Raw genomic sequence first — 26,657 nt, 5'->3', positions numbered from 1 at the left:
CCCGCACCGGACGCGTTCCGGCGCGGGCCCTCGGCCGTCGTACGGCCCGGTCGGGCTACGGGTCGGGCGGCCGGGTCAGGCGAAGACCACGCAGGAGGCCGCGGGGGCCTCGACGGAGCCCGCGCGGTGCGGGATGCCGGTCTCCGGGTCGACGTCGAACCAGGTCACGTCGCCGGAGCGCTCGTTGGCCGCGTAGAGCCGCCGCCCCGTGGGGTCGAGGGCCAGGTCGCGCGGCCAGCGTCCGCCGCAGTCCACGGCGGTACGGAATTCGGCCCGCTCTCCGCTCGGGTCGAGGGCGAGGACGGCGAGGGTGTCGTCGCCGCGCACGGCGGCCCAGAGGAAGCGGCCGTCGGGGGCGACGACGACCTCGGAGGGGTAGCTCGGCCCGGGAGTCCCGGCGGGGACGACGGGGGCCTCCCCGAGCGGCTCCAGGGTGCCCGCCTGCCCGTCCCAGCGGCAGATCGTGACGGTGGGCTCCAGCTCGTTCAGGACGTAGGCGTGGGTGCCCGCCGGGTGGAAGGCCAGGTGGCGCGGGCCTGCGCCCGGCTTGAGTGCGGTCTCGCCGTGCGGCCGCAGCGCGCCGGAGACGGGGTCGAGGGCGTAGATCCGTACGGAGTCGGTGCCGAGGTCCACCGCGATCGCCCAGCGCCCGCCGGGGGCCGCCAGGACCTGGTGGGCGTGCGGGCCGCCCTGGCGGTCGACGACGGGCCCCGAGCCCTCGTGCCGTACGACGTCGGTGGCGGCACCCAGGGAGCCGTCCGCCGCGATCGGCAGGGCCGTGACGCTGCCGGAGGTGTAGTTGGCGGTGAGGACGTGGCCCCGGGTGACGGCGAGGTGCGTGGGGGCGGCGCCGCGCACGGGCGCGGGCGCGCCGAGCGGCCGGGGTACGGCCCCGGAGACGTCGAAGGCGGCCGCGGCGCCCTCCTCGGCCTCGGAGACGGCGTAGAGGACGAGACCCTGGCCCTGGTCCTGGCCCCGGTCCGCGAGGGCGAGGTAGGACGGGTCGGGGAGCGCGTCCGTCGCGCCGGTGACGGTCAGGGCGCCGGTCTCCGGGTCCACGTCGGCGGCGAGGATGCCCCGGCCCCCCGCCGAGGTGAACGACCCGATGAAGGCCCGTCCCCGTACCGGTTCACGCGCGTCCGTACCGCCCATGGCGTCTCCCCTCTCCACGGGGGCGGTCGGCCGACGGCCCCGTCGTCGGGGCTGACGTTAGCAGGCGGTCTAGACCAACTTGGATCAAGAGGGTTGGGTCAAGGGGCTTGAGACCGGGGGCTTCGGTCAGGCGGCCGGGACGAGTGGGGCGCTCGGCGCCGTGCGCAGGGGTGCGGCCAGTTCGACCAGGGCCCGCTCCAGGCCGTGGAGGTGGCCGAGGGCGGCTTCGGCGCCCGGGTGGTCGGCCATCGGCGGGGCCGTGGGCTCCTCGGGGCTGGCACGGCGCGCGGGGTGGGCCGGGGGGACGAGGGCGTGGACGGCCGCCTCGACGCGCCAGGAGGCGGCGGCGAGCCGGGCGTCGTGCGAGGCGTCCGGGTCGGCGGCGACCGCCGAGAGGCCCCGGATCTCGCGAGCGCAGTCGTCGAGCAGGTCCAGGACCCGGCGGGCGCGGGCCTTGCGGGCCCGCAGCGGGCTCAGCGGGTGGACCAGCGGCGCGAGCGACAGCCGGACCCGGCCGATCAGCACCTCGAGCTGGGCGGCGTGCGGCGCGGGGTCGGCCTCCGGGTCGCCGGCGAGGCGGCGCGCGGCGGCCGTGGTGCAGGCGTGCACGCAGGTCACGGCCCGCTCGATCCAGGCGTTGGTGGCGGCGTGCGTGGTCACCGGCAGCAGGGCCACGCCGACGGCCGCGCCCAGCGCGCCGACCGCGGTCTCCTCGAAGCGCAGGACCAGCAGGCCCGGGTGGAGCACACCGAGCAGCCCGTAGAGGAGACCGGCCATGACGGTCACGAAGAACATCATCCAGCTGTACGAGAGCGCGGCCGTGTAGAAGATCCCGAAGACGCAGACGGCCACCAGGGCGGCGGTCGGGGCGGGCGCGCCGGCCAGCGGGATCGCGATCAGGAAGCCGGCGGCGATGCCGGTGACCGTACCGACGACCCGGCGGAAGCCGCGGACCAGGGTCTCGCCGCGCGAGGCGGTGTTGACGAAGATCCACCAGGCGGTGCCGACGGCCCAGTACCAGCGCTCGTGCGAGATGAACTGGCCGGCCGCGAGCGCGACCGCGCAGGCGGCGGTCGCCTGGAACGCCTGCCGGGTGGTGGGCCGGGCGAGCCCCCTGCCGGGCAGCGGGGCGGGCGCGGCGGGCGGCGGGACGCGCCGCTCGATGCACCAGGCCACGAACCGGACCGCGCCCGCGGCCGCGAGGGCCAGGCCCACGGCCGCGTACAGCTCCGGCAGCTGCGCGGGCAGCGCGTGCAGGAACTGGGTGACGAAGAACATCATGAACGCGAAGATCCCGAGCGCGTGCCCGCGCGGGCCCCAGCGGCGCGCGTACACGCCGGCGAAGACCACGAGCAGCCAGGACGCGTCGCGCAGCAGCGGAGTGCTGTGCAGGGCGGTCGCGAGGGCGAGCACGGGGAAGCCGACGGCGGGGAGCAGCGCGGTCGTCACGGCCTGGCGGCGCACGGTGGGGTCGCCGACGGTGAAGAGCGCGAGCAGGGCGGCGAGGCCGCCCGTGATCGAAGCCGTGAGGGAGAGCCCGCAGAGTTCGGCGGCGGCGACCGCGAGGGCGATGCCGAGGACGGCGCGCGAGGAGACGCGCAGCCGGACGCGGCCCGGATCGGGGGCCACGAACATGAGCCTGACCAGCCGGTGGCCGACGGCCCGGCCCTTCTTCACGACGGTCGTTCCGCCCCCGCTGCCGTACACACACCCTCTTCGCGTCATCTCGTGCCCCGGCCTGCTTGTGGCGGCCCCTGGACATGGGAAAGGCGCCGCGGTCCGGTTCCGGCCTCGTCGCCGGTCCGGCGCGTGCGGCGCCATCAGTTCACTCTGTACCCCGAGGAAAACACCTGGTCACCCACTGGCTCAACCGGCGCGCCGAACACTGGGCCATTGGTACAGTCGACGGGCGTAGACATCGGCCAGAAGGGAGCCAACGGACCATGGCGGTGGACGAGCTCGACACCCGGATCCTGCGGCTGCTGATCGAGCAGCCGCGCACCAGTGTGCGCGAGTACGCCCGGATCCTCGGGGTGGCCCGGGGCACGGTGCAGGCCCGGATCGACCGGCTCGAGCGGGACGGCGTGATCACGGCGACCGGCCCCGTCCTCTCCCCCGCCGCGCTCGGCCACCCCGTGCTCGCGTTCGTCCACATCGAGGTGACCCAGGGTCATCTGGACGAGGTCGGGGACGCGCTCGCCGCCGTGCCGGAGATCGTCGAGGCGTTCTCGATCACCGGCGGCGGGGATCTGCTGACCCGGGTGGTGGCCCGGGACAACGGGCACCTGGAGGACGTGATCCAGCGGCTGATCCAGCTGCCGGGCGTCGTCAGAACCCGTACGGAGATGGCGCTGCGCGAGCGAGTGGCGCACCGGCTGCTTCCGCTGGTGGAGTCGGTCGGGCGGGGGTCGGCCCGGAAGGGCTGACGGGGGTTGCCGGGTCGGGGACCAGGGACTTTCGGTCCTGGGGGCGGTGTGCGCGGGTTGAGATGCTTGACCGTATGAGCACCTCTCCGACTGCGGTCGTCTTCGATCTCGACGGAACGCTGGTGGACAGCGAGCCGAACTACTACGAGGCCACCCGGCGGACGCTCACGGCCTTCGCCGGCGACACGGACTTCGACTGGGAGCGGCACACCGCCTTCATCGGGATCGGGACGCTGGAGTCGCTGGAGATCCTGGGCGCCCACTACGGCATCGAGGCGCCGGTCGAGGAGCTGCTCGACGCCACGAACCGGTCCTATCTCGAGCTGGCGCGCGCCTCGACCCCGGTCTACCCGGAAATGCGGACGCTCGTGGAACGGCTGTACGCGACGGGGACACCGATGGCGGTGGCCTCCGGTTCGTCCCGTGCCGCGATCGAGGCGGTCCTGACGGGGACCGGCCTGGACGCGTTCCTGACGACGCTGGTCTCGGCGGAGGAGGTCGAGCGCGGGAAGCCGGAGCCCGATGTCTTCCTGGAGGCGGCGCGACGGCTCGGCGTGGCACCGGAGCGGTGCGTGGTGTTCGAGGACGCGGCGCCGGGTGCGCTCGCGGCGCGGGCGGCGGGCATGCGGTGCGTGGCGCTGCCGTACGTGGCGGCGACGGCGGACGACCCCGCGTTCCTGGCGGCCGATCTGCTCTTCCGGGGCGGTCAGGCGGAGTTCACGGCGGGGGCGGCGCTGCGCCTGCTCAAGCTGGAATCGGTCGAGCCCGCCTGACGGCGGGAAGCCTCCCGCCTCAGCCGCCGGGCCGGCCCTGCGCCGGGAGGCCCGGCTCGTCCGCGGTGGACCGCAGGAGCCGGAGGAACGCCTTCAGCCCGGCGATGATCTCCTCGTTGTCGGTGAGGCGGTTGACCGTGGCCTCGAACTCCCGCGCCAGTGCGGCGATCCTGCGGTCGGTGTCGTCGGCCCGCCGGTGCGCGGAGAGGCCCGACGCGTCGACCGTGCGCCGCAGTTCGGCCAGGGCGCGGTACTGCTCCTCCGCCTTGCCCTCCAGGACCTGGGCACCATTCTCGAGACGGTCCACCCGCGCGCGCAGCTCGACCACGTCGTCGCGGGGGTACGTGACGTCCCGGAGCAGCACCCCGAGGCGGCGGCGCAGCTGCGCGAACCAGGCGCCCGTCGGCCGGAGGAAGGTGCTCAGGACGAAGAGGCCGGCGAACCACCAGCCCGCCGCGCGTCCGGTCGCGAGCGTGCCGAGGACCACGGCGACGGCGCTCAGGAGATGGCCGGCGACCGCGACCCGCAGCATGAGCCGGGCGATCCGGGAGGCCTCGGCGTCCCGTTCCTTGGAGACCGTGAGGCCCTTCTCGCGGCTGAGCGCGATCTCGGCCCGGACGGCGTGGGCCCGGAAGTACAGGTTCCAGGGGGCGGTGAGGAGCAGCAGGAGCCACAGCAGCCCGAGGACGCCCGCTCCGACCCCCAGGACCAGGCCGGGCGGCGCTCCGACCGCGTAGGCCACGACCAGCGCGAGGACGGCCGCCCCCGCGACCACGAACGCGCCCACGACCTTGCTCATGCCGCCCCCACTCCGACGCTCACCGAGTTCCGGTCATCGTCCCGCTCCGGTCGGCGGTGGGCATGAGTACGGGTACTCAGCTCCGCGCCGTGCCGGACGTGGCCTTGCCCCGGTACGCGCGGCGGCGCACCGGGGCAAGGAACACGTCGGAGCGCCCGTCAGGACCCCCAGGCCTCCAGCTCGTAGATCCGTGCGGCGGGGTCCGTGCTCTGGGTGGGGCGGGTGATGTCCAGGCGTACGTAGCGTGCCGTCCTGCCCGCCGGGTGCGTGGTGGTGGCCGCCGTGTTGCCGGTGACGTTCGCGACGGTCGTCCAGGGGTCGGCGGTGGAGCCGCGGACCTGGAGGGTGAAGTCCCGGGTGTTCCAGGCCGCGTTCTCGCCGCCGGCCGCCGCGTGCTTCACCGTGAGGCGGTCGAGCGTGCGGACGGCGCCGAGGTCGACCTCCAGCCACTTCGCGGAGGTGGTCGTGCACCACTTGTCGGTGGTGCCTCCGGAGACGGTGCCGTTGACCGCCTTGGACGGGGTCTCGTTGCCGTTGCACTGGCCGGACGCGGTCGCCGGGCGGCCGAGGGCGAGGTTGGACTCCGTACCGCCCGCCGACCAGGCGACCGTGGTCGTGGCGGCGGGTGAGCGGCCGTACTCCGTGGAGACGGCCTCCACGTCGAGGGTCGTCGACGTCTCCGTACCGGCGCGGTCGAGCCGGGGGACGAAGAGGGCGTCGTTGGGGGTGGCGCCGAGGTACGTACGGGTGGAGTCGGCGTTGCGCCGGTAGACCTCGTAGTGGTGGACGGAGCCCGAGGCGGAGGGCGTCCAGGCCAGGCGGAGGGACTTGGCGGTGGCGTTCAGGTCGGTGGCGCCGAGCACGGTGACGCCGGTCGGGGCGGCGGCGGAGTCCACGGCACCGTCGTGGACCGCGAGTTGGCCGACGCGGATGTCGTACGAGGGGACGGAGCCGGCGGCCTCCAGGCCGATCTGGGCGATGGTCCGGCCGGCGAAGGCGGAGAGGTCGAGGGTCTTGCGCTCCCAGCCGGTGGTGGTGGTCGAGCCGAGGTCGAGGGTGGTGAAGGTGGTCGGCGCGTCGGTGAAGGAGACGGCCGCCTTCAGCCGGGTGGGGCCGGCCGCCGGGGTCTTCAGGACCACGGACAACTTGGTGTCGGCGGCGACCGGCAGCCTCGTCTGGTAGAGCCGCACGGTGTTCACCGCGTCGAGGGTGCCCGTGAGCCGCAGCGAGGAGCCGCCCTCGTAGGCGTCGGCGAAGTCGATGGACGGGGTGAGCTTCGAGCCGGTGGAGGTGACCAGCCAGCGGTAGGTGGGCGGCACGTCCTGGAGGGAGAGGTTGTTCCAGCCCGTGGAGGAGACGCGGACGCCACCGGAGTTGTAGAAGTCGCCCTGGCCCGCGCCGAAGGAGGTGACGAACGGCTTGGCGGTGACGGCCGAGGACTCGGGGATGTAGTGCGCGAGCCCCTTCCAGGCCGAGGTCGTGGTCGTGTTCGACGGGTCGCCGTTGGCGCCGTCCCAGTAACGGGCCTCGCGGGCATGGGAGTCGGCCCGGCCGCTGGACGAGGTGAAGGTCCATTCGGGGCGGTAGATGCCGAGCGACGTCACGTGCGGCTGTCCGGCGGGGAAGACCGAGGCCCACGGGACGGAGGTGTTGGAACCGTTCGCCTCGGTGTCGATGCCCGAGTACAGCTCGTACTCGCTGCGGCCCAGACTGCGCGCGAGCGTACGGGAGTTGCTCAGGCCCGAGGCGCTCCAGCCGAAGTCGAGGAACATCGAGTCGGAGGTCCGCTGCGAACCCTCCTGCAGGAACGAGTCATTGGCGGAGGTGAGCGCGTCCTGCCAGCTCACCGCGCCCGACTCGGTCATCGCGTCGTACCACATGAACTCGACGGGGCCGAGGGAACGGGCGTACCGCATCTCGTTGCGGAGCTCGGTGGCGAGGGCCGCGTCGCCGCCCGCCGTCTCCTGGTTGATGAACCAGCCGTCGAAGCCGTAGTGCTGGGCGACTTGGGCCAGCTTGTCGGCGACGGGGTAGGTGGAGCCGGACTTCTGGGCGAAGTCGCGGACCCACTGGATCTGGCCGCCATAGGCGGTGGGCGGGAAGAAGACGGTGCCGTAGACCTTGACGCCGTTGCGGTGGGCGGCGTCGATGACCGTCGCGTTCGGGGCGAGGATCAGGCCCTCGCTCGCGGAGCCGCCCCAGAAGACCAGCTTGTCGATGTACTGCCAGTGCCCGAATGCGTAGTAGTGCGGGTTGGTGGAGCCCTGTGAGGGGTTGTTCGAGGTCGGGCCGAAGGAGACCAGCGAGGCGATCTTCCCCTCTCCCGCGCGGGCGTTGGCGTTGGCCTTCAGCGCCGGGTCGGAGACGCGGGGCTTCAGCGGGACGCGGGAGCGGTTGAACCGCGCGTCGGGGTCGGTGGCGGGGTCCCAGTTCAGGATCGTGTCGGGGTGCCAGTACGAGGCGTAGGGCTGGTCGCCGGCGGCGGCCGGGGCGGCCTCGGAGGCAGGCGTGGGAGCGGGCGCGGGGGTAGGCGCGGCGTGTGCTGCGGGCGGTGCGAGGGGCGCGAGGCCGAGCAGGGCGGCGAAGAGCGCCGCGGCCGTCAGCAGGGGCAGGTGTCGTCTCATCCGGTTCTCCGGTCCAGCGGGAGGGGTGGGGGTGCTGGGCGTACGGAAGTGCGGCGGTACGAGCGTGCGGTGCTTCGAGGCCGGAGGCTAAACGGCTTTAGTCGAACGGGTCAAGGGGCGGGCGGTGCCGTGGACTCACGGACGGTGAGGCGCGGTGTCGGGTTCTTGACGTCCCGCGCCGAGGCCGGGTCGTCGACGACCGCGAGGAGTTCCCGCGCGACCTGCTCGCCGAGGGCGAAGGTGTCGCGGGAGAGCGCGGTGAGGGAGGGGTGGACGATGCGGGCGAGGGCGGAGTCGTCGAAGGAGACGAGGGAGAGCTCGCCGGGGACGGCCACACCCATCTCGGTGGCCACGCCGAGCCCGGCGACGGCCATCACGTCGCTGTCGTAGATGATCGCCGTCGGCCGCTGCGGCCGGGCGAGCAGGGCCCGGGTGGCGGCGGCGCCCTCGGCGTCGCTGAAGTCCGTCGGCAGCGAGACGGCCTCGGTGAGGCCGAGCCGCCGGGCGCTGTCCCGCACGGCCCGGATGCGGCGCTGGGTGTGCTGGAAGGCGGGGAGCCCGGCCAGGTGCGCGATGCGGCGGTGGCCGAGGGCGGCGAGGTAGTCGACGATCGACACCATGGCTTCGCGGTCGTCGGCCCAGACGCTGGGCAGGCTGCCGTGCCGGCCGGGGCCGCCGAGGACGGTCGTGGGCACGCCGAGCTCTTCGAGGACGGGGATCCGGGGGTCGCGGACCTGGAGGTCGACCAGGACGAAGCCGTCGACGCGGTGCTCGGAGGTCCAGCGCCGGTAGACCTCGATCTCGGCGGCCGTGTCCTCGACGACCAGCAGGTTGAGCGCCGTGCCGCGGGTGGAGAGTCCGGCCTGCAGTCCGCTGAGCAGCTGGCTGAAAAAGGGTTCGAGGCCGATGGTCCGCGCGGGGCGGGCCAGGACGAGGCCGACCGCGCCGGCCCGCGCTCCGCCGAGGGCGCGCGCGGCGCTGTGCGGGCGCCAGTTCATCTCCTCCGCGACCCGCAGGATGCGGGCGCGGGTGTTGTCGCTCACCCCCGGGCGGCCGTTGAGCGCGAAGGACACGGCGCCCTTGGACACCCCGGCCCGGCGGGCGATGTCGGCGATCGTCGGTCTGGCCACGCGGCGCCCCCTCGGTCTCGCGCACGGCCGGTCTCACCCGATTCCGATGCGCGCGCAGTGTCTTGACAGCGGAGTGTAGCGGGAGCATAGTCCCCCATCGCTAGACCGGTTTAGTAATGCGTTCCGTACGTCCGCACAGTCCGCCAGCACAGACCGGGAGACCCCTCATATGCGAACAAGCAGCCACTGGATACGGCTGGCCGTGGCCGCGGTCGCCGCGGTGACCCTCGCCGGTTGCGGCCTCGGCGACCCGAGCGGCTCGGACGATGCCGGCGGGGGCGGCGGAACCGAGGTCAAGGGCAAGGTCTCCCTCCAGACCTGGGCCCTGAAGCCGAAGTTCACCGCGTACGTGGAGGGCGTGATCGACGCCTTCGAGAAGCAGCACCCGGGCGTCGAGGTCGAGTGGCTCGACCAGCCGGGCGACGGCTACTCCGAGAAGGTGCTCAGCCAGGCGGCCGGCGGCACCCTGCCCGATGTCGTCAACCTGCCGCCGGACTTCGCGCTGCCGCTGGTGAAGCAGAACATGCTGCTCGACGTGGCGGGCGCCGACCCGAAGTTGGGCGCCGACTACGTCGAGGGCGGCACCGCCGCGTACACCTTCGCCGGCCACCAGGGGACGTACGGCTATCCCTGGTACCTCAACACCGACGTCAACTACTGGAACTCCACGCTGCTCACCCGCTACGGCCTGGACCCGAAGAAGCCGCCGGCCTCCCTGGACGAGCTGATCGCGGCGGCCAGGACGGTCAAGGAGAAGTCGAAGGGCTCGGTCTATCTGATGAGCCGCAAGCCGGGGCTGATGGACTTCGCCAACGCCGGGGTGAAGCTGATGTCCGAGGACGGGAAGAGCTTCACCTTCAACACCCCCGAGGCCGCCGCCCTCCTGGACACCTACCGCGCCGCGTTCAAGGAGGGGCTGCTGCCCAAGGACGTGCTGACGGAGACGTACGCGGGCAACACCAAGCTGTTCTCCTCCGGCACCGCCGCCTGGACCACGGCGGGCGGCAACTACATCACCTCGCTGGCCACGGACAACCCGAGCCTCGCGCCGCAGGTGGTCTCCTCCCCCGCGATGGGCACCCCGCCGCTGTACGTCCAGGGCCTGTCGGTCTCGAAGGCGACCAAGAACCGGGCCACCGCGCTCGCGCTCGCGCGCTGGGTCACCAACGCCGAGAACCAGGCCGCGTTCGCCCACCTCACCAGCATCTTCCCGTCCACCAAGGCCTCCGCCTCGGACCCCTTCTTCAGCAAGAGCGACGGGACGAACGCCGGGGACGCCAAGGTCACCGCGTTCGGCTCGCTGGCGAAGGCCACGATGCTGGAGCCCGTCCAGGCCAACGACGCGATCAAGACGGTGGTCAACCAGCAGATCGCGCTGGCCCTCAACGGCCAGGCCGGTTCGAAGGAGGCCCTGGACACCGCGGTCGAACGCGCCAACCAGCTCCTCAAGGACTGACCACCGGACCGATCACGGAACGAACACCGGACCGCGAGCGGCGCCGACTTCCCCCGGCGCCGCTCCCCCACCCGGAAGGCACCCCATGACCCACCGGCGCTGGTTCACGCCGTGGCTGCTCGCCGCGCCGGCCGTCGTCTGGCTCCTCGTCTTCAACCTGTGGCCCGCCCTCAACACGGTGATCCTGTCGTTCACCAACGCCAAGCCGCTGGGCGGCGGCCGGTTCACCGGTCTCGAGAACTACGAACGCGCCCTGAACGACGAGCAGTTGACCGACGCGCTGATCAACAGCATCGTCTATCTGCTGATCTGCCTGCCCCTGCTGACCCTGCTTCCGCTGCTGCTCGCGCTGCTCGTGGAGAAGAAGCTGCCGGGCATCACCTTCTTCCGTACCGCCTTCTACACCCCGGTGGTCGCCTCCGCCGTCGTGGTCGCCCTGATCTGGGGCTGGCTCCTGGACGACCGGGGGCTCCTCAACGGGATGCTCGGCCAACTCGGCCTCGCGGACCGGCCGGTGGACTTCCTCACCGACCGCTGGCTGCTGCTCTTCAGCGCCATCGCCCTGACCGTGTGGAAGGGCCTCGGCTATTACATGGTCATCTACCTCTCCGCGCTCGGGAACGTCGGCCGTGAGCTGCACGAGGCCGCCGCCGTCGACGGCGCGTCCGCCGTGCGCCGCTTCTGGCACGTCACCCTGCCCGGGGTGCGGACCACGATGATGCTCGTCTCCGTCCTCATCTCGGTCTCCGCCCTGCGGGTCTTCTCCGAGCTGTACGTCCTCTCCCACGGCACCGGCGGTCCTGGCGGCCGGGACATGTCGGTGGTCATGCTCATCCAGATGTACAGCCGCGGCTTCTCCGGGCACATCGGCTACGCCTCCGCCCTGAGCCTGCTGCTCTTCGTGATCACCGTCGGCCCGATGCTGCTCCTCGCCCGGCTGAACCGGAAGGCGTCCTGACCATGCCCGTACGAGCCTCACGGGGTTTCGGCACACCCGGCCCGGCCGCGCGGGCGGCCCGCTACGCGCTGCTCCTCCTGGTCCTGCTGCTCACGGTCGGCCCGTTCCTCTGGCAGCTGTCCACCTCGCTCAAGGGACCGGGCGAGGACGTGTACTCCCGTACACCGGACTTCCTGCCGAGCGACCCGACGTTCTCCAACTACGCGCAGGTCGCCGACACCATCCCGGTCTGGACGTACGCCCTCAACTCGCTGACGGTCGCGGCGATCGCGGTCCTCGGCAACGTGGTCGGGGCCACCCTCGCCGGCTACGCGCTCTCCCGGCTGCGCTTCCGGGGCGCGCGGCTCGTGCTCGGCCTGTTCCTGGCCACGCTGGTGCTGCCCGGAGAGGTCACGATCGTCTCCCAGTACGTGACCGTACGGAGCATGGGCCTGACGGACACGCTGCTCGGGGTGGCGCTACCGGGGGCGATCGCCATGCTGAACGTCCTGCTGATGTACACGGCCTTCCAGGCCGTCCCACCCGAGCTGGACGCCGCCGCGCTCGTGGACGGCGCGAACGTGTGGCAGCGCCTGGTCCATGTGGGAGTTCCCAACGTCCGGGGCATGCTGAGCGTCGTGGTGATCTTCACCTTCATCGGGGCGTGGGACGACTTCCTGTGGCCGCTGATCGTGCTCAACGACCCCGAGCGGTACACGCTCACCGTGGGACTGCAGTACCTCGACGGCACGTTCACCGCCAATCCGCGGCTCATAGCGGCCGGGACCATGATCGCCTTCCTGCCGATCGTGGCCGTCTTCGCCGCGCTCCAGCGGTTCTTCTTCAAGGGCGTCGAGGAAGGCGCCATCAAGGGATGACCTGGGGAAAGGAACCCATGCCGAGCACGCCCGCTGCACGCGACACCCCTCGCTTCGGCGTCAACTACACCCCGAGCCAAGGCTGGTTCCACCACTGGCTGGACTTCGACCTCGACCCGGTCCGCGCCGATCTGGACTCGATCGCCGGCCTCGGCCTGGACCACGTCCGGGTCTTCCCGCTGTGGCCCGTCTTCCAGCCGAACCGCACCCTGATCCGCCCGCGCGCGGTCGAGCAGCTGGTGGCGCTCGTGGACGCGGCGGCCGAGCGGGGCCTGGACGTGGCCGTCGACGGGCTGCAGGGCCATCTGTCCAGCTTCGACTTCCGGCCCTCCTGGACGCTCACCTGGCACCGGCGCAACATGTTCACCGACCCGGAGGTCCTCGACGGTCAGGCCGCCTATCTGCACACCCTGGCCTCGGCCCTCGCGGACCGGCCGAACTTCCTGGGCATGACGCTCGGCAACGAGATCAACCAGTTCTCGGGCGACCCGCACCCCGATCCGGACCGGATCACGCCGGCCGAGGCCGAGAGGTGGCTGCGGCGCATGCTCGGGGCGTGCGAGCGGGGCGCGCCCGGACGGCTGCATCTGCACGCGGAGTACGACGCCGCCTGGTACCTGGACGACCACCCCTTCACCCCGGCCCAGGCGGCCCGGCTCGGCGCGGTCACGGCCGTCCACTCCTGGGTCTTCAACGGCACCGCCCAGCGCCACGGCGCCGACTCCGTCGCGACCGGGCAGCACGCCGCCTATCTGATCGAGCTGTCGAAGGCCTGGGCCGACGACCCGGCGCGCCCGGTGTGGCTCCAGGAGGTGGGGGCGCCCGCCCCGCTCATCGCGCCCGACCGGGCCGCCGCCTTCACCCGTACGACGGTGGCGGCGGCTCTCGACTGCCCGGACCTCTGGGGCGTGACCTGGTGGTGCTCCCACGACGTCGACCGGTCACTCGCCGACTTCCCCGAACTGGAGTACAGCCTGGGCCTGTTGACCAGCGGGCGGGAGGTGAAACCGGCCGGGCGTGCGCTCTCCGAGGCCGTCGCCGAGGTCCGCGCCCGGGCACACCACCGGCCTCTTCCACGGGCCACGGCGCTCGTCCTCGACCTGCCCGACGAGGCGCCGAAACGCTCGACGTGCGCGCCGGGCGGGGCCTTCTTCGAGGCCTTCATGCGGCTCGCGGCGGACGGCGCGCGGCCTGCGGTCGTACTGGCGTCGCGCGCCTCGGACCGCGATCATCTCAGCGCACGCGGGATCACCGAGACGGTCTCCGTCGACGACGTCGACCTGACCTGACGACGACCACGTTCTCTCTCACGTGATGGAGCGACTTGCATGCATGACGACCGCACCCTGACCGAGTCCCGTCTCAAGCGCGTCCTGGAGGAGCGGATCCGCCCCGCGATCCACCCGGAGTCCGTACCCCTGGAGGTGGGGATCTGGACCGCGCCCGACGAACCCGTGCCGGTGGCCGAGGGCATCGCCGCCCCGCGCACACCGATCGCCGCAGGTGACCCCTGGGGCGCGCCCTGGGGTACGAGCTGGCTGACCGTCTCCGGGGTGGTGCCGGAGGCGTGGGCGGGCCGGACGGTGGAGGCGCTGATCGACCTGGGCTTCGACGCGAACATGCCCGGCTTCCAGTGCGAGGGTCTTGTCTACCGGCCGGACGGCTCGCCGGTGAAGGGACTCAATCCGCGCAACCAGTGGGTGCGGATCGCCGAGCGGGCGGTCGGTGGCGAGGAGGTGCTGCTGCATGTGGAGGCCGCGTCCAATCCGGTGATCCTGGACTACCACCCCTTCCTGCCGACCGAGTTGGGTGAGAAGGAGACGGCGGGCGACACCCCGCAGTACCGGTTCGCGCGGATGGATCTGGCGGTCTTCGACGAGACCGTGTGGCAGCTGGTGATCGATCTGGAGGTGCTCGGCGAGCTGATGGCGGAGCTGCCGGTGGACGGCGCCCGCCGCTGGGAGATCCTGCGGGCCGTGGAGAGCGCCCTGGACACGGTCGACCTCCAGGACGTGAACGGGACGGCGGCCGCGGCCCGTTCACGTCTCGCGGAGGTGCTGGCCTCGCCCGCCGAGCCGTCGGCGCACCGGATCAGCGCGGTGGGCCACGCCCATATCGACTCGGCCTGGCTGTGGCCGCTGCGCGAGACCGTCCGCAAGGTCGCGCGGACCACGGCGAACATGACGGCGCTCCTGGAGGACGAGCCGGACTTCATCTACACGATGTCGCAGGCACAGCAGTACGCCTGGATCAAGGAGCACCGTCCCGAGGTGTACGCGCGGGTCAAGAAGGCGGTCTCGGAGGGCAGGTTCGTGCCGGCCGGGGGCATGTGGGTGGAGTCGGACACGAACATGCCGTCGTCGGAGGCGATGGCCCGTCAGTTCGTGCACGGCAAGCGGTTCTTCCTGGAGGAGTTCGGTGTCGAGAACGAGGAGGCGTGGCTGCCGGACACCTTCGGATTCGCGGGCGGACTGCCCCAGATCATCAAGGCGGCCGGGTCGAAGTGGCTGCTGACGCAGAAGATCTCGTGGAGCCAGGTCAACTCCTTCCCGCACCACACCTTCTGGTGGGAGGGCATCGACGGGACCCGGATCTTCACGCACTTCCCGCCGATCGACACGTACAACTGCTCGATGAAGGGCAAGGAGATCGCGCACGCGGTCCGCAACTTCAAGGACAAGGGGCGGGCCCGGCACTCGATCGCGCCGACCGGCTGGGGCGACGGCGGTGGCGGCACAACGCGCGAGATGGTCGCGAAGGCGGCCCGGCTGCGGGACCTGGAGGGTTCGGCGCGGGTGCGCTGGGAGCAGCCCGCGGAGTTCTTCGCGAAGGCGGAGGCGGAGTATCCGCACGCGCCCGTCTGGGTGGGCGAGTTGTACCTGGAGCTGCACCGGGCGACGCTGACGAGTCAGGCGCGGACCAAGCAGGGCAACCGGGCGAGCGAGAACCTCCTTCGGGAGGCCGAGCTGTGGGCGGCCACCGCGTCCGTACGGTCCGGAGTGCCTTATCCGTACGAGGAGTTGGACCGGATCTGGAAGACGGTGCTGCTGCACCAGTTCCACGACATCCTGCCCGGCTCCTCGATCGCGTGGGTGCACCGGGAGGCGGAGCGGACGTACGCGGCGGTCGCCGAGGAGCTGAACGGCATCGTCGACCGGGCGCAGCGGGTCCTCGCCGGCGACCCGGTGGCGGGCGGCGAGCTGGTCTTCAACGCGGCCCCGCACGCGCGCGCGGGCGTCCCGGCGGGCGGGGCGGGGGCCGTCGTGGCGGCTTCGGCCGACGCCACGGCGGAAGCGCGGCCCGGCGGCGGGTTCGTCCTCGACAACGGGCTGCTGCGGGTGACGGTGGACGGGCGGGGCCTGGTGGTGTCGGTGGTCGACCTGGCGACCGGCCGGGAGACGCTGGCCCCGGGCGCGGCGGCGAACCTGCTGCAGATCCACCCCGACTTCCCGAACATGTGGGACGCCTGGGACGTCGACCAGTTCTACCGGAACACCGTCACGGACCTGACGGAGGCGGACGAGGTGGTGCTCGCCGAGGAGGGCCCGCGGGCTGTCTCCGTACGGGTGACGCGGACGTTCGGCGCCTCGCGTGCGGTGCAGACGCTGAGGCTCGCGGCGGGGGCGAAGCGGCTCGACCTGGACACGGAGGTGGACTGGCACGAGACGGAGAAGTTCCTCAAGGCGGCGTTCCCGCTCGACCTGCACACCGATCGGTACGCGGCGGAGACCCAGTTCGGCCACCTGTTCCGGCCCACGCACACCAACACCAGCTGGGAGGCGGCCAAGTTCGAGGCCTGCAACCACCGGTTCGTCCACTTCGAGGAGCCCGGCTGGGGCGTCGCCCTGGTGACGGCCTCGACGTACGGGCACGACGTGACCCGTACCGTACGGCCCGAGGACGGCGGCACGACGACGACCGTACGGATGTCCCTGCTGCGCGCCCCGCGCTTCCCCGACCCGCACACCGACCAGGGGGTGCACCGGTTCCGGCACGCCCTGGTGCCGGGCGCCTCCGTCGGCGACGCCGTGCGCGAGGGGTACCGGATCAACCTTCCGGAGCGTGTGGTTCCGGGGGTCGCGGAGGTCCTGCCGCTGGCCGTCGTGGACGACGACGCCGTCGTGGTCAGCGCCGTGAAGCTGGCCGACGACCGGAGCGGCGACGTGGTGGTCCGGCTCTACGAGTCCCGGGGCGGGCGGGCCCGGACCCGCCTGACCACCGACTTCGGCTGGGACGCCGTGACGGTGTGCGATCTCCTGGAGCGCCCCCTCACCGAGCTGGCGCCCGACGGGGACGTGGAGCTGTCCCTGCGCCCCTTCGAGCTGGTCACACTGCGCTTCGCGCGGTCGGGCCAGCGCGGGTGAAGGGCGTCGATACGGAAGTCGTGCACGTGACAGGGGCCGTCCGCGCCGGCCAGGTGCGGATGGTCGACGGCCAGCTCGGGATGGCGGTGCTCCAGGGCCTCCGGGTCCTCGCGCGGCCAGAGCCGTAGGGCGGAGAAGGCCGCGCCGAGGGCGAGGAGGCCGAGCGCGCCGGCGGCGACCGCGAGGCCGGCGCGCGCGGCCGTCCACCCCGCGAGGGGGTAGGTCAGCAGCCAGCAGCCGTGGGCGAGGGAGAACCGGGCGGCGAAGACGGCGGGCAGGTCCGCGCTGCCCGCCGAGCGCCGCAGCAGCCGCCCTCCGGGCGTGAGGACGGCCGAGGAGGCGGCCCCGAGCAGCAGCCAGGCGGTGAGCAGGCCGGGCCATGCCCACGGGCCGAGGAGACCTGGGGAGGCCGCCCCGGCCGCCGGGAGGAGGAGCAGGACTCCGGCCGTCACGAAGGCGGCGGGGAGCATCACGCTGCGGTCGCCGACCCGTTCCAGGGCGCGGGGCAGCAGCAGGGCGACGGCCATGGAGCCCGCTCCGTACGCGCCGAGGGCGAGCGTGACGTCGCCGGCCGGGCGGCCGAGGACCTCGCGGACCAGGACGACGGTGGTGACGAGGACCATCGCGCCGCCGGCGGCGACGACCAGGTCGAGCGCGAGGAGGGCGCGCAGGCGCGGGGTGGCGAGGACGAGCCGGATGCCACCGGTCCGCCCGGCCGGGGCGGAGTCGGAGGCGGACACGGGTACCGGGGCGGGCAGGAGGACGGAGGCGACGAGGGCGGCGGAGGCGAGGAAGCCGACGGCGGTGCCGGTGAAGAGCAGGCCGGCCGGGAGGACCGTGAGCAGCGCGGCCGCGAGCGCGGGGCTGAAGAGGTTCTCCAGGTCGTACGCGAGGCGGGAGAGGGCGAGGGCGCGGGTGTAGTCGCGCTCGTCGGGCAGGACGTCGGGGACGGTCGCCTGGAAGGTCGGGGTGAAGGCGGCGGAGGCGGCCTGGAGCAGCACGATCAGGACGTAGATCTGCCAGACCTCGGTGACGAAGGGCAGGGCGAGGGCGGCCGCGGCCCGCGTGAGGTCCATGGCGACGAGCAGCGCCCGGCGGGGTATCCGGCCCGCGAGGGCGCCGGCCAGGGGCGCGACGGTGACGTAGGCGACCATCTTGACCGCGAGCGCGGTCCCGAGGACGGCGGTGGCGTCGGCGCCCGCGAGGTCGTACGCGAGGAGGGCTAGGGCGACGGTCGCGAGCCCGGTGCCGGCCAGGGCGACGAGCTGCGCGGTGAAGAGGCGACGGTAGGTGCGGTGACGCAGCACGGACAGCATGGGGCCCGCCCTCGTTCGGCTCCGGGGGTCGTGACCACCGTAGCGAACATGTGCATGCTTGCGCACACGTGGACGAGAAGCCGTGGTTCAGTCGTGCCAGGGCTCTCCGGTCACCTGGTGGTCGGCGTGGCTGATCGCCTCGACCACGAGGCGCCGCATATGGCCGTCGGGCAGCGTGTAGACGACGCGGCGGCCGTCCTTCCGGTGCTGGACCAGCCCGCTGAGCCGCAGCTTGGCCAGGTGCTGGCTCACGGCCGGGCGGGCCGCGCCGCAGGCCTCCGCGAGGGCGGTGACGTCAGACTCCCCGCGCGACAGGAGCCAGACAAGGTGCAGCCGGGTCGGGTCCGCGAGGAGCGCGAACACCCCCGCCGCCGCCGCGAGCTCGGGGGCGCCCGGTGTGCGCTGGTGCACCACGCTCGCAGCTGGGGAGGGTTCGCGTTGCGACATGGGCCCATCGTATGCACGGGAACGAAAGCCGCCCCGGTGCTCGGGGCACCGGGGCGGTCTCTCGTCAGGCTGTCGGGGGCCGTAGAGGGGGCCGTCAGAGCTTGTGCATGCCCTTGTAGGGGCTGAGGACTCGGACCTGGCTGGCTCCGAAGTCGACGAGCAGCGCACCCGTCGGCTCCTGGCCGATGACCTTCCCGAGGCCGTGGCGATCGTGGGAGACGCGGTCACCGACGGCGAAGTCCTTGATCACGGGATCGGTGGGAGCCGCGAAGGGGCTGGTGGACAGGTGGCGCCGGGGCGCGGATCGGTTCGTCATCGTCCTGCCAGTATGCCCCGCGTAAGCGCGGGGGCACAGGCCCTGCGGTGAGGCCTGTGAGGCCGTTACGCCAACACACCGGCGCCGCACGGGCGTTGCCCCGCACATTCGCCGCCTCCGGACAGGTCCCTACGTGGTCGTCGCCGCCGGGAGTTCCGCGCGGGACAGCGGCAGGCCCTCGGCCATGCGGAGGCTGACGGCCATCGTCAGTCCGCCGCCCGGGGTGTCCTCGGCGGCGACCGTGCCGCCCATGGCCTCGATGAAGCCGCGGGCCACAGCCAGGCCCAGGCCGACGCCGGCGCCGCGCGGGGCGTCGCCGTAGCGCTGGAAGGCGCCGAAGATCCGGTCCTTGGCCTCGTCGGGGACGCCCGGGCCACGGTCCACCACACGCAGTTCGACGCGGTCGGCGATGGCGCTGGCGGCCACCAGGACCGGCTCGTCCGTCGGGCTGTACTTGACGGCGTTCTCGACGATGTTGGCGACGGCCCGTTCCAGGAGGCCCCGGTCGACGGCGACCATCGGCAGCGTCTCGGGGATGTCGAGCTCCACGCTGCCCTCCGGCACCCCGACGAGCGCCATGGGGACGACCTCGTCGAGGTCGGTCTCGCGGATGACGGCGGTGACGGTGCCGGTCTCCAGGCGGGAGACGTCCAGCAGGTTGCCGACGAGGTGGTCGAGGCGGTCGGCGCCGTCCTCGATGCCTTCGAGGAGCTCCGCGCGGTCCTCCTCGGACCACTCGATGTCGTCGGCGCGCAGCGAGGTGACCGAGGCCTTGATGCCGGCCAGCGGGGTACGCAGGTCATGGCTGACGGCCGCGAGGAGCGAGGTGCGGATCTTGTTGCCCTCGGCCATCTTGCGGGCCTCCTCGGCCTCGCCGACGAGCCGCTGGCGGTCCAGGACGGTCGCGGCCTGGGCAGCGAAGGCGCCGAGCACGCGCCGGTCCTCGGCGGGCAGGACCCGGCCGGTCAGGGCGAGCGCCAGGTGGTCACCGATGGGCATGTCCACATCCGCGTCCTCGGGCCGTTCGCACTGCCGGGTGCCCACGGAGGCGACGCAGGACCAGGGGTCGGACTCCTCACGGCGTTCGAGGAGGGCGACCGACTCCATGGCGAACGTCTCCCTGACCCGTTCGAGGAGCGAATCCAGGCTGGTCTCGCCGCGCAGCACGCTCCCGGCCAGGAAGGACAGTGTCTGGGCCTCGGCCCGCGAGCGTGCGGCCTGCTGGGTGCGGCGGGCCGCCAGGTCCACCACGGAGGCCACGGAGATCGCCACGCCCAGGAAGACCACGAGGGCGACGATGTTCTTCGGGTCGGCGATCGTGAGTTCGCCGATGGGCGGCGTGAAGTAGTAGTTCAGGAGCAGGGACCCGACCGTCGCCGAGGCGAGGGCCGGCTTGAGTCCGCCGAGCAGGGCGGCGGCGACGGTGAGGGTGAGGAAGAGCAGGACGTCGTTGGCGAGCCCGATGTCCGGGGCGATCCCGAGGAGCAGGGTGAGCAGGGCGGGGCCCACGATGCCGGTGCACCAGCCCCAGAGGGTCCGGGAGCGGCCGAGCTGCGCGCCGCGGGCGGAAGGCAGGCCACGCCCCTTCGCCATCTCGTCGTGGGTGACGATGTGGACGTCGAGGTCGGGGCCCGACTCGCGGGCCACCGTGCCGCTGACGCCGGGCCCGAACACGTACTGCCAGGAGCGTCTGCGGCTGACGCCGAGGACGATCTGGGTGGCGTTGACGCCCCGGGCGAACTCCAGGAGTCCGGAGGAGACGTGGTCGCCTATGACGTGGTGAAAGGTGCCGCCGAGGTCCTCGACCAGCGTGCGCTGGACGGCGAGTTCCTTGGGCGAGGCGGCCGTGAGGCCGTCGCTGCGGGCGATGTAGACGGCGAGCACCTCGCCGCCGGCGCCCTTCTCGGCCAGCCGCGCGGCACGGCGGATGAGCGTACGCCCCTCGGGGCCGCCGGTGAGGCCGACGACGATCCGCTCGCGGGAGCCCCAGATCTTCGAGACCCGGTGCTCGGTGCGGTACTCCTGGAGGTACTCGTCGACCCGGTCGGCGGTCCACAGCAGGGCCAGCTCACGCAGCGCCGTGAGGTTGCCGGGGCGGAAGTAGTTGGACAGGGCCGCGTCGACCTTGTCGGACTTGTAGATGTTGCCGTGGGCCATGCGTCGCCGCAGGGCCTGGGGCGACATGTCGACCAGTTCTATCTGGTCCGCCCGCCGCACGACCTCGTCGGGGACGGTCTCCTTCTGCCGTACGCCGGTGATCGACTCGACGACGTCGCCCAGCGATTCGAGGTGCTGGATGTTGACGGTCGAGATGACGTCGATACCAGCGGCGAGCAGCTCCTCGATGTCCTGCCAGCGCTTGGAGTTGCGCGAGCCGGGCACGTTGGTGTGCGGCAGTTCGTCGACGAGCGCGACGGCGGGCTTCCTCGCCAGGACGGCGTCGACGTCCATCTCGGTGAAGGTGGTGTCGCGGTAGGCGATCGTGCGGCGCGGGATCTGTTCGAGTCCGTGCAGCATCACCTCCGTACGCGGCCGGTCGTGGTGCTCGACGAAGGCGACGACGCAGTCCGTGCCGCGTTCGACCCGCCGGTGCCCCTCGGAGAGCATCGAGTACGTCTTGCCGACGCCCGGTGCCGCGCCGAGGTAGATACGGAGCTTTCCGCGTCCCATGGTGGTGTGATGCCGTTTCTTCGATGGAGGACGGACCGGGTCACGCCTCGAAGCGGTAGCCCATGCCTGGCTCGGTGATCAGATAGCGGGGGTGGGAGGGGTCTCGTTCCAGTTTGCGTCGCAACTGGGCCATGTAGACCCGGAGGTAGTTGGTCTTTCCCCCGTAACTGGGTCCCCAGACCTCCTGGAGCAGCCGGCGCTGGCTGACGAGGACCCCGGGGTTGCAGATCAGTATCTCCAGCAGGTGCCATTCGGTCGGGGTGAGCCGTACGTCACGGTCGCCACGGCGGACCTTCTTCGCCACCAGGTCGACGGTGAACTCGTCGGTGGCGACCAGGTGCGTGGTGTTCGGCTGGGCCGGGGCCTCCTCCGTACGGCGGGTGGCCGCCCGCAGCCGGGCGAGCAGCTCGTCCATGCTGAAGGGTTTGGTCATGTAGTCGTCCGCGCCCGCGTCGAGCGCGCGGATCTTGTCCTCGGAGCCGCTGCGGGCGGAGAGGACCAGGACCGGTGCCCGGCTCCAGCCGCGGAGGGCTCTGATGACGTCGACGCCGTCCATGTCGGGCAGTCCGAGGTCCAGCAGGATCATGTCCGGCTGTCCCGAGGCCACCAGCCGGAGGGCGGTGGCACCGTCGGGTGCCGCGTCCACCAGGTACTGACGGGCCTGGAGATTGATCACCAAGGCTCGTGCGAGCTGCGCGTCGTCCTCCACGACAAGCACCCGGGTCATCGGCGTGCTGCCTTCCTCTTGTCGTCCACGTGCGACGGGAGCCGGCGGGTCCGGGATCGTCCCGGGGACCCGCCGACTCCCACTCTGTTGCGATAAGGCCATCAGCCCTTGGTCAGTTCCTTGAGCGCGATGTTGAGCTTCAGGACGTTGACGCGGGGCTCACCCATGAAGCCGAGGATCCGGCCGTCGGTGTTGTCCGCGACGAGCTTCTCGACCTGCTTGACGTCCAGGCCGTTCTTCTCGGCGACCCGGTGGACCTGCAGCTCCGCGTACTCCGGGGAGATGTGCGGGTCCAGGCCGGAGCCGGAGGAGGTGACGGCGTCCGCGGGGATGTCCGTGGGCGTGAAGCCGGCGGCCGTGTTGTCCTTGACGACGGCTTCCTTGGCGGAGAGCACCTGGTAGCACAGCGACGACTGCTCGTCCTCGGTGTACTGGTCGATCGGCTTGCAGGACGCCTTGCCGGTCTTCTTGTCGTGCTCGGCGCCGTCCTCACCGGAACGGTTGGTCGCGCCCGACAGGATCAGCGAGTACTGGGTGTTGACGCTGTTGGAGCCCAGGCCGTTGGACGGACGCGGCTGGAACCACTTGAGGTCCGCGACCGGGGCCTCCTCGGCGTCGTCCGGGTTCTTCTTCGGCAGGTAGTAGCTCTGACCGATGAGTTCCGAACCGACGACCTTGCCGTCGCTCTTGATCTCGGAGCCGTTGGCCTTGTTGTTGAACGCCACCTGAGCCAGGCCCGTGACGACCAGCGGGTAGAGCACACCCGTCACCACGGTCAGGACGAGCAGGGCGCGGAGACCGGCCCAGAGCAGCCGCCCTGCGTTTCCTACGGAGTTGTTCATGATCAGCCGATTCCGGGGATGAGGGAGATGAGGAGGTCGATGATCTTGATGCCGATGAACGGGGCGATCAGGCCGCCGAGGCCGTAGATCCCGAGGTTCCGGCGGAGCATCTTGTCCGCGCTCGTCGGCCGGTACTGCACGCCCTTGAGGGCGAGCGGGACCAGCGCGATGATGATCAGCGCGTTGAAGATGACGGCGGAGAGGATCGCGGACTGCGGCGAGTGCAGATCCATGATGTTCAGCTTGTCGAGCGACGGGTAGGCCACGGCGAACATCGCGGGGATGATCGCGAAGTACTTGGCCACGTCGTTGGCGATCGAGAAGGTGGTGAGCGCGCCTCGGGTGATGAGGAGCTGCTTGCCGATCTCGACGATCTCGATGAGCTTCGTCGGGTTGGAGTCCAGGTCCACCATGTTCCCGGCCTCCTTGGCGGCCGAGGTACCGGTGTTCATGGCCACGCCGACATCCGCCTGAGCGAGGGCCGGAGCGTCGTTCGTACCGTCGCCGGTCATCGCCACGAGCTTGCCACCGGCCTGCTCGCGCTTGATCAGCGCCATCTTGTCCTCGGGGGTCGCCTCGGCGAGGAAGTCGTCGACTCCCGCCTCCTCGGCGATGGCCTTGGCGGTCAGCGGGTTGTCACCCGTGATCATGACCGTCTTGATGCCCATGCGGCGCAGCTCGTCGAACCGCTCCCGCATGCCCTCCTTGACGACGTCCTTGAGGTGGATGACGCCGAGGACGCGGGCGCCCTTGTCGTCCTCCACCGCGACCAGCAGCGGCGTGCCGCCGGCCTGCGAGATCGTGTCGTTGAGCTTCTGGGCGTCGTCGGAGACGCTGCCGCCCCGCTCCTTCACCCAGGCCAGGACCGAACCGGTCGCGCCCTTGCGGATCTTGCGGCCGTCGACGTCCACGCCCGACATACGGGTCTGGGCGGTGAAGGCGATCCACTCGGCGCCGTCGAGCTCGCCCTGGTGGCGCTCGCGCAGGCCGTACTTCTCCTTGGCGAGGACCACGATGGAGCGACCCTCGGGGGTCTCGTCGGCCAGCGAGGAGAGCTGCGCGGCGTCCGCGACCTCGGCCTCGGTCGTGCCCTTGACCGGGACGAACTCGGAAGCCTGGCGGTTGCCGAGCGTGATGGTGCCGGTCTTGTCCAGGAGCAGCGTGGAGACGTCACCGGCGGCCTCGACCGCGCGGCCCGACATGGCGAGGACGTTGCGCTGCACCAGGCGGTCCATACCGGCGATGCCGATGGCCGAGAGCAGTGCGCCGATCGTGGTCGGGATGAGGCAGACCAGGAGCGCGGTGAGGACGATCATCGACGTCTGGTCGTCGGCGCCCGCGTAGATCGCGAACGGCTTCAGCGTGACGACGGCGAGCAGGAAGACGATGGTGAGGGACGCCAGCAGGATGTTGAGGGCGATCTCGTTGGGGGTCTTCTGGCGCGCCGCGCCCTCGACCAGGTTGATCATCCGGTCGATGAAGGTCTCGCCCGGCTTCGTCGTGATCTTGATGACGATGCGGTCGGACAGCACCTTCGTACCGCCGGTGACGGCCGAGCGGTCGCCGCCGGACTCGCGGATGACCGGGGCCGACTCGCCGGTGATGGCGGACTCGTCGACGCTCGCGACACCTTCGACGACGTCACCGTCGCCGGGGATGATGTCGCCGGCCTCGCAGACCACCAGGTCACCGATCTTGAGCTCGGTGCCGGGGACGCGCTCCTCGTTCTTGCCGATCAGGCGGCGGGCCACCGTGTCGGTCTTCGCCTTGCGGAGCGTGTCGGCCTGCGCCTTGCCGCGGCCCTCGGCCACGGCCTCCGCCAGGTTGGCGAAGATGGTGGTCAGCCAGAGCCAGGCGGCGATCGCCCAGCCGAACCAGTCGCCCGGGTCCTTGACGGCGAGCACGGTGGTGACCACCGAGCCGACCAGGACCACGAACATCACGGGCGACTTGATCATCACGCGCGGGTCGAGCTTCTTGACCGCGTCCGGGAAGGACTTGATCAGCTGCTTGGGGTCGAACAGACCCCCGCCGACACGTCCGGCCGGCTTGTGTCCGCCGGACAGGTCGCCGTGCGGCGCCTTCGTCGGGGTTGCGGTGGACATGGCGTCCTCTTGCTTCTTCACATCGATGTTCATGCCGCGAGCCCCTCTGCGAGCGGGCCAAGGGCCAGGGCCGGGAAGTAGGTCAGACCGGTGATGATCATGATCGTGCCGACCAGAAGACCGGTGAACAGCGGCTTCTCGGTCCGCAGGGTGCCGGCCGTCGCGGGGACGGGCTTCTGCTCGGCGAGCGAGCCGGCCAGGGCCAGCACGAACACCATGGGCAGGAACCGGCCGAGCAGCATCGCGATGCCGATCGTCGAGTTGAACCACTGGGTGTCGGCGTTCAGACCCGCGAACGCGGAGCCGTTGTTGTTGGCACCCGAGGTGTACGCGTAGAGGATCTCGGAGAATCCGTGCGATCCGCTGTTGGTCATCGAGTTGGCCGGGGTGTCCAGGGCCATCGCCGCGGCGGTGAAGCAGAGCACCAGCGCCGGGGTGACGAGGATGTAGCAGGCCGCGAACTTGATCTCGCGGGTGCCGATCTTCTTGCCCAGGTACTCGGGCGTGCGACCGACCATCAGACCGGCGATGAACACCGCGATGATCGCCATGATCAGCATGCCGTAGAGGCCGGAGCCGACACCACCGGGGGCGATCTCGCCGAGCTGCATGCCCAGCATGGTGATGCCGCCGCCGAAGCCGGTGAAGGAGGAGTGGAAGGAGTTGACCGCACCCGTGGAGGTGAGGGTCGTGGCCACGGCGAAGATCGACGAGCCGCCGATGCCGAACCGGGTCTCCTTGCCCTCCATCGCGCCGCCGGCGATGTCGTACACCGGAGCGCCGTGGTGGAACTCGGTCCACATCATGAGCGCGGTGAAGCCGAGCCAGATCGTGGCCATCGTCGCCAGGATCGCGTAGCCCTGCTTGAGCGAGCCGACCATGCGGCCGAACGTGCGGGTCAGCGCGAAGGGGATGACCAGGATCAGGAAGATCTCGAAGAGGTTCGAGAGCGGGTTCGGGTTCTCGAAGGGGTGGGCCGAGTTGGCGTTGAAGTAACCGCCACCGTTGGTGCCCAGCTCCTTGATGACCTCCTGGGAGGCGACGGCGCCGCCGTTCCACTGCTGCGTGCCGCCCGTGAACTGGCCGACCTCGTGGATGCCGGAGAAGTTCTGGATGGCGCCGGTGGCGACCAGGATGAGCGCGCCCACGATGGAGATCGGGAGCAGGATGCGGATGGTGCCACGGACCAGGTCGGCCCAGAAGTTGCCGAGTTCACCGGTACGCGAGCGGGCGAAGCCGCGCACGAGGGCGACGGCGACGGCGATGCCGACCGCGGCCGAGACGAAGTTCTGCACCGCGAGGCCGCCGGTCTGGACGACGTGGCCCATGGCCTGCTCGCCGTAGTACGACTGCCAGTTGGTGTTGGCGACGAAGGACGCGGCGGTGTTGAACGCCTGGTCCGGGTCGATGGAGGCGAAGCCGAGCGAGCCGGGGAGCGAACCCTGCACCCGCTGGAGCAGGTAGAGGAAGAGGACGCTCACCGCGGAGAAGGCGAGGACACCGCGCAGGTAGGCGGGCCAGCGCATCTCCGTGTTCGGGTTGGCACCGATGCCCTTGTAGATCCACTTCTCGACCCGCAGGTGCTTGTCGGAGGAGTAGACCCGGGCCATGTAGTCACCGAGCGGCTTGTAGGCCAGGCCGAGGGCGACGATCAGCGCGAGGAGCTGGAGGACACCAGCAAGAACGGGGCTCATA

General features: G+C 71.6%; 19 protein-coding genes and 1 pseudogene. 7 read left to right on the top strand and 13 right to left on the bottom strand.

Features of this window, described 5'->3' with window-relative positions; genetic code table 11:
* Positions 1–75 precede the first annotated feature (75 nt).
* Both AB0F56_RS17865 and AB0F56_RS17860 read right to left on the bottom strand, forming a co-directional pair.
* The gene (locus AB0F56_RS17865; RefSeq protein WP_362010187.1) at positions 76–1,152 is read right to left on the bottom strand and encodes a lactonase family protein; all 1,077 of its coding nucleotides are present in this window, start codon (positions 1,150–1,152) and stop codon (positions 76–78) included.
* A gap of 126 nt (positions 1,153–1,278) precedes the next feature.
* The gene (locus tag AB0F56_RS17860) at positions 1,279–2,787 is read right to left on the bottom strand and encodes an FUSC family protein (protein WP_362010317.1); all 1,509 of its coding nucleotides are present in this window, start codon (positions 2,785–2,787) and stop codon (positions 1,279–1,281) included.
* Positions 2,788–3,095: 308 nt separating this feature from the next.
* Here AB0F56_RS17860 and AB0F56_RS17855 point away from each other — a divergent pair, with 308 nt between their 5' ends.
* A complete protein-coding gene (locus tag AB0F56_RS17855; protein ID WP_362010184.1) occupies positions 3,096–3,578 on the top strand; it encodes an Lrp/AsnC family transcriptional regulator in 483 nt (160 codons plus the stop codon).
* Between the two features lie 74 nt (positions 3,579–3,652).
* A complete protein-coding gene (locus AB0F56_RS17850; protein ID WP_362010181.1) occupies positions 3,653–4,351 on the top strand; it encodes an HAD family phosphatase in 699 nt (232 codons plus the stop codon).
* A 19-nt stretch (positions 4,352–4,370) separates the two neighbouring features.
* Here the strand turns inward: AB0F56_RS17850 and AB0F56_RS17845 are convergent, their stop codons facing one another.
* From AB0F56_RS17845 to AB0F56_RS17835, 3 genes are all read right to left on the bottom strand, one after another.
* Positions 4,371–5,150 (bottom strand): hypothetical protein, encoded by a 780-nt coding sequence (locus tag AB0F56_RS17845; protein WP_362010178.1) that lies wholly within the window; start codon positions 5,148–5,150, stop codon positions 4,371–4,373.
* A 158-nt stretch (positions 5,151–5,308) separates the two neighbouring features.
* Complete coding sequence (locus AB0F56_RS17840) at positions 5,309–7,774, bottom strand: discoidin domain-containing protein (protein WP_362010175.1); 2,466 nt, start codon at positions 7,772–7,774, stop codon at positions 5,309–5,311.
* A 110-nt stretch (positions 7,775–7,884) separates the two neighbouring features.
* Positions 7,885–8,904: a LacI family DNA-binding transcriptional regulator gene (locus tag AB0F56_RS17835; protein WP_362010172.1), complete on the bottom strand. Its 1,020-nt coding sequence runs from the start codon at positions 8,902–8,904 to the stop codon at positions 7,885–7,887.
* A gap of 169 nt (positions 8,905–9,073) precedes the next feature.
* Here AB0F56_RS17835 and AB0F56_RS17830 point away from each other — a divergent pair, with 169 nt between their 5' ends.
* The 5 genes from AB0F56_RS17830 to AB0F56_RS17810 all read left to right on the top strand — a co-directional run bounded on the left by AB0F56_RS17830 (position 9,074) and on the right by AB0F56_RS17810 (position 16,539).
* Positions 9,074–10,360, top strand: coding sequence for a sugar ABC transporter substrate-binding protein (locus AB0F56_RS17830; RefSeq protein ID WP_362010170.1), 1,287 nt, complete (start codon positions 9,074–9,076; stop codon positions 10,358–10,360).
* A gap of 85 nt (positions 10,361–10,445) precedes the next feature.
* Complete coding sequence (locus AB0F56_RS17825) at positions 10,446–11,318, top strand: sugar ABC transporter permease (protein WP_362010168.1); 873 nt, start codon at positions 10,446–10,448, stop codon at positions 11,316–11,318.
* Positions 11,319–11,320: 2 nt separating this feature from the next.
* Positions 11,321–12,175, top strand: a complete 855-nt coding sequence (locus tag AB0F56_RS17820; protein ID WP_362010165.1) for a carbohydrate ABC transporter permease — start codon at positions 11,321–11,323, stop codon at positions 12,173–12,175.
* A 17-nt stretch (positions 12,176–12,192) separates the two neighbouring features.
* Positions 12,193–13,464: a glycosyl hydrolase gene (locus AB0F56_RS17815; protein WP_362010162.1), complete on the top strand. Its 1,272-nt coding sequence runs from the start codon at positions 12,193–12,195 to the stop codon at positions 13,462–13,464.
* 39 nt (positions 13,465–13,503) lie between these two features.
* Positions 13,504–16,539: a glycoside hydrolase family 38 C-terminal domain-containing protein gene (locus AB0F56_RS17810; protein ID WP_362010159.1), complete on the top strand. Its 3,036-nt coding sequence runs from the start codon at positions 13,504–13,506 to the stop codon at positions 16,537–16,539.
* A gap of 41 nt (positions 16,540–16,580) precedes the next feature.
* On the opposite strand, the pseudogene AB0F56_RS17805 reads toward AB0F56_RS17810, so the two are convergent.
* The 8 genes and pseudogenes from AB0F56_RS17805 to kdpA all read right to left on the bottom strand — a co-directional run.
* Positions 16,581–17,855 (bottom strand): annotated as a pseudogene (locus AB0F56_RS17805) (MFS transporter); the annotation flags it as partial.
* An 87-nt stretch (positions 17,856–17,942) separates the two neighbouring features.
* The gene (locus tag AB0F56_RS17800; protein WP_362010157.1) at positions 17,943–18,302 is read right to left on the bottom strand and encodes a metalloregulator ArsR/SmtB family transcription factor; all 360 of its coding nucleotides are present in this window, start codon (positions 18,300–18,302) and stop codon (positions 17,943–17,945) included.
* A gap of 94 nt (positions 18,303–18,396) precedes the next feature.
* A complete protein-coding gene (locus tag AB0F56_RS17795) occupies positions 18,397–18,618 on the bottom strand; it encodes a hypothetical protein (RefSeq protein WP_362010155.1) in 222 nt (73 codons plus the stop codon).
* Between the two features lie 129 nt (positions 18,619–18,747).
* Positions 18,748–21,288 (bottom strand): sensor histidine kinase KdpD, encoded by a 2,541-nt coding sequence (locus AB0F56_RS17790; RefSeq protein ID WP_362010154.1) that lies wholly within the window; start codon positions 21,286–21,288, stop codon positions 18,748–18,750.
* 40 nt (positions 21,289–21,328) lie between these two features.
* The gene (locus AB0F56_RS17785; protein ID WP_362010151.1) at positions 21,329–22,015 is read right to left on the bottom strand and encodes a response regulator; all 687 of its coding nucleotides are present in this window, start codon (positions 22,013–22,015) and stop codon (positions 21,329–21,331) included.
* Between the two features lie 101 nt (positions 22,016–22,116).
* The gene (locus tag AB0F56_RS17780; protein ID WP_362010149.1) at positions 22,117–22,857 is read right to left on the bottom strand and encodes a potassium-transporting ATPase subunit C; all 741 of its coding nucleotides are present in this window, start codon (positions 22,855–22,857) and stop codon (positions 22,117–22,119) included.
* Between the two features lie 2 nt (positions 22,858–22,859).
* Positions 22,860–24,995, bottom strand: a complete 2,136-nt coding sequence (gene kdpB / locus AB0F56_RS17775) for a potassium-transporting ATPase subunit KdpB (protein ID WP_362010147.1) — start codon at positions 24,993–24,995, stop codon at positions 22,860–22,862.
* Positions 24,992–26,656, bottom strand: a complete 1,665-nt coding sequence (gene kdpA, locus AB0F56_RS17770; RefSeq protein WP_362010144.1) for a potassium-transporting ATPase subunit KdpA — start codon at positions 26,654–26,656, stop codon at positions 24,992–24,994. The genes kdpB and kdpA overlap by 4 nt, the downstream gene beginning before the upstream one ends.
* Position 26,657 lies beyond the last annotated feature (1 nt).

Origin of the sequence: Streptomyces sp. NPDC026092 (genome assembly GCF_040638605.1) — a bacterium.
In the GTDB taxonomy this organism is placed as follows: Bacteria; Actinomycetota; Actinomycetes; order Streptomycetales; family Streptomycetaceae; genus Streptomyces.
Note: the sequence above shows the minus strand (reverse complement) of the source record. Positions and strands in the feature narration are given on the sequence as shown.